Below are 13,867 nucleotides of genomic sequence, written 5' to 3'. Positions count from 1 at the left end.
AACCTAAAACGTGGTTAACATCGATCATGAAAAAAGCTGTTTATGGCATCACAGCCCCTGTCCAACGCATGACAAAAACCGCCGCCTTTTTAGTGGCGACGGCTCTGTCCATTCCTGTGTTCATCATGCTCAGCGTGATTGAATGGCTCTGGTTTTAACCCAATTGGACCAGCGCGTGACGTTTTTTGCCCGCTGACAATTTCATTGGCGTGGCCAAGGCGCTAGCGTCGACCATCATACCCGCGTCCGTCAAAGGCGCGTCATTTAGACGTGCGCCGTTCTCGGAAATCAGGCGTTTGGCTTCTTTACCGGATCCTGCAAGGCCGGATTTGACGATCAGTTGTACGATCGAAATGCCGTCGCCCACGTCTGCGGCAGACAAGTTCAAAGTCGGCAAATCATCCCCGATGCCACCTTTTTCAAAGACCTCGCGCGCGGTTGCCTCGGCGGCTGCGGCCGCATCTGCGCCGTGCAGCAATGTGGTCACTTCATTGGCCAAACGCACTTTGGATTCGTTGATGTCCGCCCCCTCTAGCGCACCAAGACGGTCACATTCATCAACCGGCAGCTCTGTGTACAGCTTTAGAAAACGACCCACATCTGCATCCGTCGTATTGCGCCAGAACTGCCAGAATTCGTAGGGCGAGAGCATGTCAGGGTTTAACCAGATCGCACCAGACAGGGATTTGCCCATTTTTTTACCGTCAGACGTGGTTAACAGGGGCGAGGTCAAACCGTAAACTTCGCCGTCAATCACACGGCGGGTCAGGTCGATCCCGTTCACGATATTGCCCCACTGATCAGAGCCGCCCATTTGCAGCACACAGCCATAGCGGCGGTGCAGCTCCATAAAGTCATAAGCCTGCAAAATCATGTAGTTAAACTCAAGGAACGACAGCGATTGTTCACGATCAAGGCGCGATTTCACCGATTCAAACGACAGCATCCGATTGATTGAGAAATGCCGCCCGATGTCGCGCAGGAAATCGAGATAGTTCAGACCATCCAGCCATTCGGCATTGTTGATCATTAACGCATCCGTGGGACCATCGCCGTAGGTCAGGTAGGCCGAGAATACCTTTTTGATACCAGAAATATTGTCGTCAATCGCGGCGGCGTCCAGCAGAGGGCGTTCATCCGCGCGAAATGACGGATCGCCAACTTTGGTTGTGCCACCACCCATCAGAGTGATCGGTTTGTTGCCGGTTTTTTGCAACCAGCGCAGCATCATGATCTGGATCAGTGACCCGACGTGCAGCGATTTTGCCGTTGCATCAAACCCGATGTAACCCGGCTGCGCACCTTTCAGCAGCGCCTCGTCCAGCCCTTGATAATCGGTGCAGTCGGCGAGAAACCCGCGCTCCATCATCACTGCGACGAAATCCGATTTTGGGTGGTAGGTCATATGCTTGCTCTTGGTTTGAATTACTCAAGCACGTATAAGAGCGGTGACAGCAAAGGAAAAGGCCTCAAAGGGCCACGGGCGGGCGGAATACATGAGCAGTTTCAGGAAAACCACGCACCCGTTGCGGGCATTGGGCGCAATGAGCGGCACGTCGTTGGACGGCGTTGACGTGGCTGTGCTGGACACAGACGGGCGCGATATTGTCGGTTTTGGACCGGTCGACTACCGGCCCTACACACCCGCTGAACAAGCAACAATCGCAGCCGGTTTTGGCCAATGGAACGGGGCAGACGTCGACGCCGCTGGCAAAGTTGTCGATGCGGCACACGCAGAGGCGTTGGCGGGGTTCGAGGGCATCGATCTGGTCGGATTTCATGGCCAAACACTGGCCCATGCACCGCGCGCCCAAGGCACGTTGCAGGTCGGGGACGGGGCCGCTTTGGCCGATGCGCTGAACACTCCGGTCGTTTGGGATTTCCGCAGTTCGGATGTTGAAATGGGCGGCGAGGGCGCGCCTTTGGCCCCGTTTTTCCATCACGCCTGCGCGCGCTATATCAACGCGACCAAGCCATTGGCGTTCCTGAATTTGGGCGGCGTGGGCAACATCAGTTGGATTGATCCGCGCATCGCAGCACCTGAAACACAAGGCGCATTGCTGGCCTTTGACACGGGCCCCGCCAACGCACCGATCAACGACATGGTGCAGGCGCGCTGTGGTGTTTCCTTTGACAAAGACGGCGCAATTGCCGCGTCAGGGTGTGTGGAACAAGGCGCGCTGGAACTGTTTTTGGCCGAGCCATACTTTGCGCGTATCCCGCCCAAGTCGCTGGACAGAAATGATTTTTCAGAAATGATCGGGTTGGTCGGCGAACTTAGCGACGCAGATGCCGCCGCCACCCTTACAGCCATGTGCGCCGCTGGGGTGGTTGAGGCATTGACCCACTGCCCAAGCCCGCCATCGCAAGTTTTGGTCACAGGCGGTGGGCGCCGCAATCCGGTGTTGATGCGCATGTTAGAGGTGTCGCTGGATTGCCCCGTTGCGCCGGTCGAAGCCGTGGGTCTGGACGGTGACATGCTCGAGGCGCAAGCCTTTGCGTATTTGGCCGTGCGTGTGGCGCGTGGGTTGGCGACCTCATGTGCTGGCACAACCGGCGTGCGCGCGGCCGTGTCAGGCGGCACGCTCAGCCGCCCAACTGCCTAGCGCGGGATTTCAAATCCGACGTCGGCCATGACAAATCCATCAAAGCTAAATCCGGGCGAAACCGTGCAACTGACCAACGTGTAATCGCCCGTGCTGGCCGCTGCTTGCCAGTGGTTTTCTGGCACGATCAATTGCGGCTCACCTTCGTTCAGATCAGGGGTCAGGATGTGGTCCGTTGCAGGCCCTGCGTCCGTTGCGGCCATCGACAAAACCAGCGGTGCACCGGCGTGATACAGCCAGATTTCCGTGGCATCGACCTTGTGCCAACGACTGCTTTCGCCCTTGGCCAACAGGAAATAAATGCAGGTTCCAGTCGGTCGACCGTCATTGTCCGCGATCCAAGTTTGACGATAATGCCCACCCTCGGGATGCGGAGCAAGGTTCAGGCGGGCGATGATGTCTTGTGCTGTCATCGGCGCAGTTTATGGTGAGGGCGAAGGCGGGCCAAGGGGGCATTTATGCAGGTTGTGATTATTGGAGCCGGCATTATCGGCGCAACGCTGGCGTGTCAGCTTGGGTCCCAAGGTGCGAAAGTCACGGTGATTGATGCCACGGGCCCGGCCAGCGGGGCGACGGGTCGGTCTTTTGGCTGGGCAAACGCCAGCTGTTACGCAGACGAGGCCCACTATCATCTGCGCCGCGAAAGTTTACACGCGTACCGACGCCTTGCCGCAACATCCGGCGTATCCGATATCCGCTGGACCGGCTGTTTGTGTTGGGAGGAAACCGGCGATGCCTTTGACGCCCAAGCGAACGCTCTCAGCGCGTTGGGTTATGATCTAAAGGAAATCGACCGCGCCGCATTCGCTGAACTGGAACCAAATGTCAGCCCGCCGAAGCGCGCGTTGATGTTTAAAACCGAGGCGGCGATCGAACCTGTTGCCTTGACCCAAACGCTGCTTGCGCACTCAAATGCGCGGCTGATGTTTGGCTGTCGTGTCAGTGGCGTCGTGGTCGAAAACGGTGCCGTGCGCGGCGTGCGGGTGCCCGGCGGAACACTGCCGGCAGATCGCGTGATCGTTGCCTCTGGTACCGGCAGCCAAGCGATTTTGGCGGATGTTGGTGTGCATTTGCCGATGCTGGATCGCCCCGGCGTCATCCTGAAAACCAAACCCGTCGCGGCAATTTTGAACCATATTCTGGTGGCCCCTGGTCAGGAATTTCGCCAACTCCCTGATGGTACGATCTTGGCCCCGACGGCGGCGAACCATCAACGCGATGACAGCGATCAAGTTGCTGAACGGCTGGATCAATCTGCTGATATTGCGATGGAACGGCTGCGCAATTTGATCCCCGATACGGCGCTAGAATGGGCCTCGGTCAGCCTTGCGCAGCGCCCGGTGCCGCAAGACGGCTTGCCGGTGATCGGCGCGTGTGGCCCTGAAGGTCTGTTCACCAGCGTCATGCATTCCGGGATCACGCTGGCCCCGTTGGCGGCCGAAATCCTAAGCAAAGAGGTGCTGGATCAATCGCTTACGAACAGTCAGGCGGACCTGATCGCGCCCTACAGGCCGGATCGTTTTCAAAGCTGAATGTCAAAGAACCGCAAGGTGTCTGTGTAGGCGGGATCGGGGTCGTAGAACGGCTGTGACGGCGTGAATCCAACACGCTGATACAGCGAAATCGCCTCGGTCAAAGTATGCACCGTATCCAACACCATGTGGCGATGACCATCAGCCTTGGCGCGCTTCATCGCGGTGCGGATCAGCTGTTCGCCGCCACCATGCCCACGCGCGGTTTGGTCCACAAAGATGCGCTTGATTTCACAAGAACCCGTCGGATGCTGGTAATACATCGCGCAACCAACCGGTTTGCCATTTAGATCAGCCACCAGAATATCACCCGTTGGCCGGGCGTGGATTTCTGGCAATTTAGCAATCAGCGCCGTGTAGTCGGACTGCGAATAATAGCGTTCGACCATGTCAGGGACGTGGGTGGTGCGGGTGATCAAAAGGTCGCGGTAGGCCCAGCACAATTTGGCAAGTGCTGGACCTTCGGTCTTTAGATTTATCGGGCGGATCGTCAGCATCTTATTTCAGGATCGAACGGCCCGCGAATTGCGCAGTTTCGCCCAAAGCTTCTTCGATGCGGATCAACTGGTTGTACTTCGCGAGCCGGTCAGAGCGCGCAAGAGATCCGGTTTTGATCTGCCCACAGTTTGTAGCGACGGCCAAATCCGCGATTGTCGCGTCTTCGGTTTCGCCTGAACGGTGGCTCATCACGTTGGTGAATCCTGCCCGGTGCGCCATGTCGACAGCTTTAAGAGTTTCGGTCAACGTACCGATTTGATTGACTTTAACCAGCATGGAGTTGGCGCTGCCGCGCTTGATACCTTCGGCCAGACGTGCAGGGTTGGTCACAAATAGATCGTCACCAACCAGCTGGATTTTGTCACCCAGTGCGTCGGTCAATGCCTTCCAACCGTCCCAGTCATCCTCGCTCATGCCGTCTTCGATGCTGATGATCGGATAGTCCGCAACAAGGCCAGCAAGGTAGGCGACATTTTCGTCTGATGTCAGTGACTTACCTTCACCAACCATCTCGTATTTGCCGCCTTTGTAGTATTCTGTCGCGGCACAATCGAGCGCTAGATACATGTCTTCGCCCGGTTTGTAGCCTGCTTTTTCGATGGATTTCAGAACAAAATCAAGGGCATCGCGGGTAGAGCTGATGTTGGGCGCAAAGCCACCTTCGTCGCCGATGCCTGTGGAGAGGCCCGCGGCAGACAATTCACCTTTGAGCGTGTGGAACACTTCGGCCCCCATGCGCACGGCGTCACGGATGTTTTCGGCGGCCACGGGCATGATCATGAATTCTTGAATATCAATAGGGTTATCAGCATGTTCGCCGCCGTTGATGATGTTCATCATCGGTACCGGCAGCATGCGCGCAGAAGTGCCGCCGACGTAGCGATACAGCGGCTGCGTCGTGAAATCAGCGGCGGCTTTGGCAGTGGCCAGTGACACGCCCAAAATTGCGTTGGCGCCGAGGCGGGACTTGTTGTCGGTGCCGTCCAGTTCGATCATTGCGTGGTCGATTTCGACTTGCTCAGTTGCGTCGTAGCCCAGCAGCGCTTCGGCGATTTCACCGTTTACGGCGGCGCAGGCCTCTAGCACGCCTTTGCCCAAGTAGCGCGATTTGTCGCCATCGCGCTTTTCAACCGCTTCGTACGCGCCTGTGGATGCCCCGGATGGTACGGCCGCGCGCCCCATTGTGCCGTCTTCCAAAATCACGTCGACTTCGACCGTTGGGTTGCCCCGGCTGTCGAGGATTTCGCGGGCGTGGATGTCGATGATCGTGCTCATGGGATGGCTCCTTTGGTGACGTTGCCTGCCTCATACAAGTCTGGGCCGCGCAGGGAAAGGGGCAGTTAGCGCTTAGGGCTGTGCTTTGATCCGTCTTTCGCGCCAAACGGTGTAAATGCCGGATGCCACGATGATGGCCGCGCCAATCAGGGTCCATTTGTCGGGACGGTCGCCAAAAATGCTGGCCCCTAGGATCAGCGCAAAGATCAGGCGGGTATAGCGAAACGGCGTGACAAAGCTGATGTCGCCCACCCGCATGGCCGCGACAATGCCATAATACGCGACGACGCCGATAACCAGCGCGATGCTCATGATGGCTAAGCTGCGCAAGGACATCGGGGTCAGCACGTCCGGGCCAAAGGCGATCAGGCCTGCGCCGGCAGGTACAATTGCCAGAAACCCCAAAAAGCTAAGTTGCATGGTGCTGAGTGACTTGGTGGTTTTGCGTGTGGCAAGATCGCGTACGGCCAGCCCGAGCACACCCAAAACCGCAAACAGGGACAGCGGCGTGAACCCGGCCAATCCAGGGCGCACAATCATCAAAACACCAAAGAAACCGATCAAAATCGCGCTCCAACGGCGCCACCCGACAGGTTCGCTAAGGAACACCGCAGCGCCAAGCGTCACAACCAACGGCGTCGCTTGCAAAATGGCCGAAGCAGAAGACAGTGTGGTGAACACAATCGCATTCACAAAGCCGACGGTCCCGATAATTTCACCCGCAGCGCGCGTCAGAACCGGGCCGGACCACATGGCTCGTTCAAACAAGGCCCGTCCTTGCAGGCGCACAATCACCGCGAATATCAAAGACCCACCAGTGCCCAGCAACATCAAGATTTGGCCGACAGGCACAGCGCCTGCGAGCATCTTGATGAACATGTCCTCGATGGCAAAGCCCAGCATCGCGAGCACCATGATGGCCGCGCCACGTAAATTATCCATGTGCTGTCCTCTAAGCTGTCTCGCGCAGGCTTGTCAGAGCAGGCAAGGATTGTCGAGACAGCTTGGGGATTTAGCCGGCAGGACCGAACAAGCCGCGCGCGCTGTCCTCGTTGGAGCGTTTTAGGCGGCGATCAGAGGGTTTCAAACCCTCGCGGATTTGGGCATCAGACGTCAGTTCCGGCAAATCCTGTTTGTCACGGGCCAACAAGATCGCGCGCGCACCGGTTGAGCCATCAAAGCGGTGAATGAACATCTCGGGCCAGTCAAAATGACCACCTTTTTGCAAGGCCTGAATGTCGGCAATAAAGTTGTGACATTGATAGTTTTCCATCAGCAACACAAAGCGATCAGAGCTGTTGACCATGTTGGCCAGCCCGACAAAATGACTGACGGCCGTATGAATGTGCATCAAAACCGCTTGGGAATAGATCAATTCTGCGCGCGGCCAGTGGCGCGACAACGGCATGGTGATGTCTTGCAACATTAACGATCCTGCCAGGTGCGGGTGGCGTTGTTGGGCAAGGTCCAGTTGCGTTTGCCCGCGATCACCGCCGGTATAGGTCACGTCAGGAAACACGGTTTTGCCGTTGGCCACATGATCGCCGCCGCCACAGCCGATTTCATGCACGGACTTTGCTTGCAGTCGCCCGATGGCCTCTAGCACCAGCTGGTGGTTGGGATGCAGATCGCGCCCCTGGACCTCAAGCGTGCCGGTGGCCGCGTTGAATTTGAGTTGATCTTGCTCGGCAACCGCTTGGAAATTAGCCTCGATATCGCCAACGATCCGACGTTCATAGCTGTCGGCGGTGTAGGTGTTCCAGTCAAAATCGTCATCGTAAAATTTGCGGGACTTATACAGAAGCCGTCCGAGTAAAGACATATAAATGGGCCTTATGATTATGTTTAGAAATGCTTAGGATGAAAAATGCTTTGGCCCAAGAAATCCCTGTCTTGCGCGGATCATCACAAAATAGTGAGGCAACTGCGCCGCACTTTTGCAGGACGGCCCAGATGGAAATGCGGGATTTGGGTGCTACTCAAGCAGGGCCAGAGGTCGCTGGCGCAGCGCTTATTTCTTGATCGGGACGCCGAACAGTTCCAACCGGTGCCCGCGCAATTCGTAGCCTAGTTTCTTGGCGATCCGTTCTTGCAGCGCTTCGATTTCGGCATCGACAAATTCGATCACTTCGCCCGAATTCATATCGATCAGGTGGTCGTGGTGTTCGCGCTCTGCATCCTCATAGCGGGCACGGCCGTCGCCGAATTCCAGCTTGTCCAGAATACCTGCCTCTTCAAACAGTTTCACCGTCCGGTAGACCGTCGCGATGGAAATATTCGTGTCGATCGCATTGGCGCGCGCGTACAGCTCTTCGACATCGGGGTGGTCATCGCTGTCTTGCAGCACTTGCGCAATCACACGGCGGGGTGCAGTCATACGCAAGCCGGCAGCTTCGCAACGATCAAGAATAGTCTGAGGCATGGCTTTGGTCTTTGTGCAGCTGATTTGGGGGTTCGTCATAGCCGGATTTCCTCGTGCAGGCCAGATGGCAAATGCGTCGCACCGCTTGACTTGGGGGGCAACAAGGCGCATGTGCACCCCAAGCAATGCTGTCTGCCGCGTGAGCAGTCATAATAAGAGCGGGCCAAAAGGCATCCGCCCAGAACCTCGAGGGAGAGGTTTTGATCCAACAGCATTTGTTTCGTTCCCAAAATCACGCGTGGGGCAAAACGCATTGGACGCACGTTTGGCATTTGGCCTGCGGGCGCGATCCGATTTTGCGTGACCCAAGACGTGTTTGCCCAATGGGGCGGACAAAGGAATGACATGAGCGATTTCGACATGATGGAGCTGCCAGCAGTGCTGGTAAAGCGCCTAAAAGACATGGGTCTAAAAGATCCAACCCCGATCCAGAAACAAGCGATCCCACACGGAATGAACGGGCGCGACGTGATGGGCCTTGCCCAGACCGGTACTGGTAAAACACTGGCGTTTGGCCTGCCGTTGGTGGCACAAATGCTGACCATGGGCACCAAGCCTGCGCCAAAAACCGTGCGTGGTCTGGTTCTGGCCCCGACGCGTGAACTGGCCAACCAAATTCAGGTGCAACTGCGCGCCTTGACGGAAAACACCCAGCTGAAAACCAACCTTGTGGTTGGCGGCATGTCGATCAAGGCCCAGATCAACCGTCTGGAACGCGGCACCGATTTGTTGGTGGCCACGCCCGGTCGTTTGATCGATCTGATGGACCGCCGTGCGCTGGACCTGTCCGAAACCTCGTTCCTGGTGTTGGACGAAGCGGACCAAATGCTCGACCTCGGGTTTATCCACGCGTTGCGCCGGATTTCGTCGATGTTGCCAGAGCAACGCCAGACGATGTTGTTCTCGGCGACGATGCCAAAGCAAATGAACGAGATTGCCAACACTTACTTGAAATCCCCGATCCGCATCGAAGTTTCGCCTCCGGGCAAGGTCGCGGACAAGGTGACACAGGAAATCCACTTTATCGCCAAGGCGCAAAAAGGCGCGTTGTTGTTAGAGCTGCTGGACAAACACCGTGACGAACGCGCGCTGGTTTTTGGGCGCACCAAACACGGTATGGAAAAACTGTCCAAGACCTTGGAAAAAGCGGGCTACAAAGCCGGATCGATCCACGGCAACAAATCTCAAGGGCAACGGGATCGCGCAATTGCAGCGTTCAAGGCCGGCACAATCAAAGTGCTGGTGGCGACAGACGTGGCGGCCCGTGGTTTGGACATTCCTGACGTGAAACACGTCTACAACTACGAATTGCCAAACGTGCCGGATAACTACGTGCACCGGATTGGTCGTACAGCCCGCGCGGGCAAAGAGGGGGCCGCGATTGCGTTCTGCGCCCCTGACGAGATGAAAGAATTGAAGGACATCCAAAAGACGATGGGCATGAAAATCCCGATCGCGTCTGGCCGGATGTGGGAACCTTCCGAAGAAGAAAAGCCAAAACAACGCGGTCGTGGCGGTCGCCCGGGTGGTGGTGGTGGCGGACGTCCAGGTGGGGGTCGCCCCGGTGGCGGTCGTCCTGCGGGCGGTGGTGCCCCCGGTGGTGGTGGCAAGCCCGGCGGTCAACGTCGTCGTCGCCCAGCCAAAAGCGCATAAATAACAAAGGCCCGCAAATGATGCGGGCCTTTTCGTTTTTAGGGTCGGGCGTGGTTCAGGTGTACAGCGACGGCACACCCATTTGCGCATGCACATTGTTAACAGCCGCTGCATTCAGACCCAGACCTTGCGCCAATTGGTGCAGGTATTTCGCCTCGTCTTGGCTGTCGAGATTGATCGCCATGACCGACACCGCATAAATTTGCTGCTCCATGCCCTTTGGCACTTGCGCGACCAAACCATCGACATCCACAGGCGATTGCAGTTCGGATTGCACAAACGCAGCTTCGTTGCTGTCAACGTCGTCGCCAAGCTGGCCAATCAGCTTTTCCCGTTCTGCGTCGTCCAACGTGCCATCGGATTTGGCTGCCTGGATCATCGCGCGCAGCATCAAGCCGGCTGCGGCCTCTTGGTCTGCTGTGGGTTCAATCGCGGGTTCCGGATTGGCATCAAAAGCGGAATTCAGGACCGAACCAAAGCTTTCGTTGTTGTCAGCTGGGCGTTGTTTCATCGCGGCACCCATCAGGCCACCGGCACCCGCAGCACCCGCCAGACCACCCAGCAATCCGCCAAGGCCACCGGTGCTGGCACCTGTAGATCCGCCGCCACCAAGGCTTTCGAGCAGACCACCCAAACCACCGGACATACCGCCCTGCGTACTGCCTTGGGTGCCAGCTTGCGCGCCGCCCATCAGGCCGCCCAACATGTCCTGCAGACCGCCACCGGTTGATCCCGCCGCACTGCCGCCGCTCAAACCGCCCAGCATACCGCCAAGACCACCACTCGCAGCGCCACCACCGGTCAAACCGCCCAGCAGCCCACCCAAACCGCCAGAAGACGCCTGCGATTGACCGCTACCCTTGTTCATCATCGCGCCAGCACCCTTGGCAATCGCCACACCGATGGCAACTTTGGCCAATGTTTTCATCAAGCTCATGTTCATGTCCTTTGACTAAAGATTCGTTGCAAGCAGTGTGTCAGAGTTATGTGCAGTTGTATCGGTGATCTGTGCAGGGGTTTTCCCCTTAAACGGCCAATCCGTCGTCGCGGCACAATTGACATCCGCCCCCACTCACCCCCTTGATCGCGCATGGAACGCAAGTCACAAATGGACAGCTTAGGTGCTGTCGTCCTTACACTTTTCGCGCTGCATCTGGCGTTCAATCAGGTTGTGGTCAAAGTCACCAACGGCGGCTTCGAACCGGTGTTCGGGGCAGGGTTGCGATCACTTGGCGCGATGGTGGTGTTGCTGGCATGGATGAAGTTTCGCGGCATTGGTTGGCGTCTGCCACGCGCGGCAATGACGGGGGCGATCATTTCGGGCCTGTTGTTTGCGATTGAATTCATGTGCCTGTTTACGGCGCTGGATTTCACAAGCGTATCGCGCACCTCGATCATCTTTTATTCGATGCCGGTGTGGTTGGCGCTGTCGGCGCATTTTCTGTTGCCGGGCGAACGGCTGTCAGGGGTGCGCGTCGTTGGCTTGGGGCTGGCGATGGGCGGCGTGGTGCTGGCGCTGCTGGATCGCAGTTCGGGGCAGGCCAGCCTGCTGGGTGATGCGCTGGCCTTGGTCGCGGCGATCTGTTGGGCTGGCATTGCGCTGTGTGTGCGGGTGACGCCCTTGGCCAATGTTCCGCCCGCGCAGCAGTTGATCTGGCAGCTGATTGTGTCCGCGCCGATCCTGTTGGTCGCAGCACCGCTGTTTGGTGACCTGATCAGAGACGTGCAGCTGGTCCACATCGCCGGCATGGTGTTTCAAATCTTTGCAGTGGCCAGTTTCGGGTTCCTGATCTGGTTCTGGTTGATGAAGCTTTATCCCGCATCCTCCGTCGCCTCGTTCAGCTTTCTGTCGCCAGTGTTTGCGGTGATCTTGGGCTGGCTGGTCTTGGGCGAAACCATTGGCCTGCAAATCTGGGTGGCGCTGGGTCTGGTCGCGTTCGGAATATTCCTGATCAACCGGCGCTAAGCGCGCTTAGGTTCCACAGAACGTCGCAGGCACGATTTCAGAGGGCACCGGCGCTTTGCAAAGTGCTGGATCAGAGTTTGCAAAGGGGTCAGACAGCGCCGCCATCAGTCGCTCAAACGGGGCGTAGTCATTGGCAAGTGCTGATTGGATCATCGTTTCAATCCGGTGATTGCGTGGAATGATCAGTGGGTTTGCAGCGGCCATGACCTGTGCTGCGTCCGGTGCGCCCTGTAGGCGCGACTGCCAGCCTGTTGCCCACCCGTCAAAGGCGTTGGGATCACTGAACTGATCACGTGCCACAGGCGTGCCAAGGGCGGCAAACGTATTGGTAAAATCAGCGCCATTCTGTTCCATCAACGCCAACAGATCTTCGATCATCGCTTGATCCGCAGGGGTAGGGGCAGACAAGCCGATCTTGGCCCCGAACCGGCGCAACCACGCGGCCTCTAGCTGGGCGGGCATTGCGTGGATGATTGCGGTGGCTTCCTCAACTGCGGCCTCTTTGTCGTCCATCGCTTGGATAAGCGCTGTGGCGAACTGCGCCATGTTCCAGACCGCGATGTTGGGTTGGTTTGCATAGGCATACCGCGCGCCTTGGTCGATCGAACTGAACACACGGGTTTGCGCATAGGCATCCATAAACGCGCAGGGGCCGTAATCGATGGTTTCGCCCGCAATGGAACAGTTGTCGGTGTTCATCACGCCGTGGATAAACCCGACGGCCATCCACGCGGGGATCAGTTCTGCCTGTGCGGCACAGACAGCACGCAGCAAATCCATCGGGCCTTTTGCGTCAGGGTAGTGGCGGTTGATCGCATAACCCGTCAGGGTCTTGAGCTGCTCGGTCTGCCCACGATGCGCAAACACTTGGAACGATCCAACACGCAGATGGCTTTGCGCCACACGGGTCAGCACAGCACCGGGAAAGGCCGCCTCGCGGTAGACAGGTTGGCCAGTCAGAGTGGCAGCCAATGCACGGGTTGTCGGAATACCCAGCGCGTGCATGGCCTCTGATACGACATATTCACGTAACACCGGACCAAGCCACGCACGTCCATCGCCACTGCGCGAATAGGGCGTTGGGCCAGAACCCTTAAGCTGGATGTCACGCCTAATACCATCGGTGCCAATGACCTCGCCCAACAAAACGGCGCGCCCGTCACCCAGCTGCGGATTGTAACTGCCGAATTGATGGCCGGAATAGAGCTGCGCAAGGGGGGTGGCCCCGTCGGGAACCACATTGCCGGCAAAGACTCGTGCCTGTTCATCCACATCGCCCGCAGTGATGCCCAGCAGCTTTGCCAAATCGTCATTGAAGGCAATCAACGACGGCGATTGCACCGCAGTCGGGTTTTGCGCCGTGTAGAAATCGGTCGGCAAAGCGGCATAGCTGTTGTCAAAGGGGATATGCAGGGGCATCTGGAGTTTCCGTTACAGTTTGCGCGTCATCAGCTGGTATTTATCACGCCGCGCAAATCCGGCACGGGCGTACAGCCGCTGGGCGGTTTCATTCTCGGTGTCGACCTCAAGGTGCAGCGCCTTTAGCCCAGCATCCCCCAAAGCCCGCGGCAAGCTTTGCAAGGTTTCCGACGCAATGCCACGTTTGCGCACACCGGGGCGGATGTAGAGTTCGTCAATAAACCCGTCCATGCCACCAAATTCCACAGACCAGCCGAACGTCACGATGATATAGCCAATGGCGGCGCGAGGTGGGCCAATCAGATAGGCAACACCGTGGGGGATACCATCTAACAGGGGGGCGATACCGGCGCGGCGGGCGTCATCGGTCATCACAATGCCTTCTTCGGCGTGAAACGCGGTCACGAGGGTCAACAAGCGGTCCAAATGGTCAGGGGTGCCAAGGGTCAGGGCGGCGCTCATGTGTGATGTTCCATTGTTGTTGCTTTGGTTCTAG

The 13,867-nt window shown here is 57.6% G+C and carries 15 protein-coding genes; 5 read left to right on the top strand and 10 right to left on the bottom strand.

The genetic code is table 11. The features are described from left to right. Positions 1-26 precede the first annotated feature (26 nt). Positions 27-158 (top strand): hypothetical protein, encoded by a 132-nt coding sequence (locus tag ACFIO0_RS08565; protein ID WP_390914928.1) that lies wholly within the window; start codon positions 27-29, stop codon positions 156-158. Here the strand turns inward: ACFIO0_RS08565 and tyrS are convergent. Further along, positions 155-1,405, bottom strand: coding sequence for a tyrosine--tRNA ligase (gene tyrS / locus ACFIO0_RS08560; RefSeq protein ID WP_390914927.1), 1,251 nt, complete (start codon positions 1,403-1,405; stop codon positions 155-157). The two genes, ACFIO0_RS08565 and tyrS, sit on opposite strands and share 4 nt — an antisense overlap. A 91-nt stretch (positions 1,406-1,496) precedes the next feature. Between tyrS and ACFIO0_RS08555 the strand changes: the two genes are divergently transcribed. After that, entirely contained in the window at positions 1,497-2,606 is a 1,110-nt protein-coding gene (locus tag ACFIO0_RS08555) for an anhydro-N-acetylmuramic acid kinase (protein ID WP_390914926.1), read from the top strand. Here the strand turns inward: ACFIO0_RS08555 and ACFIO0_RS08550 are convergent. After that, positions 2,603-3,019 carry a cupin domain-containing protein gene (locus ACFIO0_RS08550; RefSeq protein WP_390914925.1) on the bottom strand — a complete coding sequence of 139 codons (417 nt, stop codon included), beginning with the start codon at positions 3,017-3,019 and terminating at the stop codon, positions 2,603-2,605. The two genes, ACFIO0_RS08555 and ACFIO0_RS08550, sit on opposite strands and share 4 nt — an antisense overlap. A 45-nt stretch (positions 3,020-3,064) precedes the next feature. On the opposite strand from ACFIO0_RS08550, the gene ACFIO0_RS08545 reads away from it, so the two are divergent. After that, on the top strand, positions 3,065-4,138 hold the full coding sequence (locus tag ACFIO0_RS08545; protein WP_390914924.1) for an FAD-dependent oxidoreductase: 1,074 nt from the start codon (positions 3,065-3,067) through the stop codon (positions 4,136-4,138). Here the strand turns inward: ACFIO0_RS08545 and ACFIO0_RS08540 are convergent. The 5 genes from ACFIO0_RS08540 to ACFIO0_RS08520 all read right to left on the bottom strand — a co-directional run bounded on the left by ACFIO0_RS08540 (position 4,129) and on the right by ACFIO0_RS08520 (position 8,333). Beyond that, positions 4,129-4,635, bottom strand: coding sequence for a GNAT family N-acetyltransferase (locus tag ACFIO0_RS08540; RefSeq protein ID WP_390914923.1), 507 nt, complete (start codon positions 4,633-4,635; stop codon positions 4,129-4,131). The genes ACFIO0_RS08545 and ACFIO0_RS08540 overlap by 10 nt on opposite strands. A gap of 1 nt (position 4,636) precedes the next feature. Further along, complete coding sequence (gene eno / locus ACFIO0_RS08535; RefSeq protein WP_390914922.1) at positions 4,637-5,911, bottom strand: phosphopyruvate hydratase; 1,275 nt, start codon at positions 5,909-5,911, stop codon at positions 4,637-4,639. A 72-nt stretch (positions 5,912-5,983) separates the two neighbouring features. Further along, complete coding sequence (locus ACFIO0_RS08530; protein WP_390914921.1) at positions 5,984-6,853, bottom strand: EamA family transporter; 870 nt, start codon at positions 6,851-6,853, stop codon at positions 5,984-5,986. Between the two features lie 70 nt (positions 6,854-6,923). Next, positions 6,924-7,733 carry a hypothetical protein gene (locus ACFIO0_RS08525; RefSeq protein WP_390914920.1) on the bottom strand — a complete coding sequence of 270 codons (810 nt, stop codon included), beginning with the start codon at positions 7,731-7,733 and terminating at the stop codon, positions 6,924-6,926. 189 nt (positions 7,734-7,922) lie between these two features. Continuing rightward, the gene (locus ACFIO0_RS08520) at positions 7,923-8,333 is read right to left on the bottom strand and encodes a transcriptional repressor (protein ID WP_390915305.1); all 411 of its coding nucleotides are present in this window, start codon (positions 8,331-8,333) and stop codon (positions 7,923-7,925) included. A gap of 345 nt (positions 8,334-8,678) precedes the next feature. Between ACFIO0_RS08520 and ACFIO0_RS08515 the strand changes: the two genes are divergently transcribed. Beyond that, entirely contained in the window at positions 8,679-9,986 is a 1,308-nt protein-coding gene (locus ACFIO0_RS08515) for a DEAD/DEAH box helicase (RefSeq protein WP_390914919.1), read from the top strand. Positions 9,987-10,041: 55 nt separating this feature from the next. Here the strand turns inward: ACFIO0_RS08515 and ACFIO0_RS08510 are convergent, their stop codons facing one another. Continuing rightward, positions 10,042-10,923 (bottom strand): DUF533 domain-containing protein, encoded by an 882-nt coding sequence (locus ACFIO0_RS08510; RefSeq protein WP_390914918.1) that lies wholly within the window; start codon positions 10,921-10,923, stop codon positions 10,042-10,044. A 153-nt stretch (positions 10,924-11,076) separates the two neighbouring features. Here ACFIO0_RS08510 and ACFIO0_RS08505 point away from each other — a divergent pair, with 153 nt between their 5' ends. Continuing rightward, positions 11,077-11,952: an EamA family transporter gene (locus tag ACFIO0_RS08505; RefSeq protein WP_390914917.1), complete on the top strand. Its 876-nt coding sequence runs from the start codon at positions 11,077-11,079 to the stop codon at positions 11,950-11,952. 6 nt (positions 11,953-11,958) lie between these two features. Here ACFIO0_RS08505 and ACFIO0_RS08500 read toward each other — a convergent pair whose 3' ends face one another. Both ACFIO0_RS08500 and ACFIO0_RS08495 read right to left on the bottom strand, forming a co-directional pair. Beyond that, positions 11,959-13,371 carry a protein adenylyltransferase SelO family protein gene (locus ACFIO0_RS08500; protein ID WP_390914916.1) on the bottom strand — a complete coding sequence of 471 codons (1,413 nt, stop codon included), beginning with the start codon at positions 13,369-13,371 and terminating at the stop codon, positions 11,959-11,961. A 12-nt stretch (positions 13,372-13,383) separates the two neighbouring features. Further along, positions 13,384-13,833, bottom strand: a complete 450-nt coding sequence (locus ACFIO0_RS08495; RefSeq protein WP_390914915.1) for a GNAT family N-acetyltransferase — start codon at positions 13,831-13,833, stop codon at positions 13,384-13,386. Between the last annotated feature and the right edge of the window lie 34 nt (positions 13,834-13,867).

Source organism: Pseudosulfitobacter sp. SM2401 (assembly GCF_042932805.1).
GTDB lineage: Bacteria > Pseudomonadota > Alphaproteobacteria > Rhodobacterales > Rhodobacteraceae > Ascidiaceihabitans.
The sequence above is the reverse complement of the archived record's forward strand: the minus strand, read 5'-3'. Positions and strand labels throughout refer to the sequence as shown.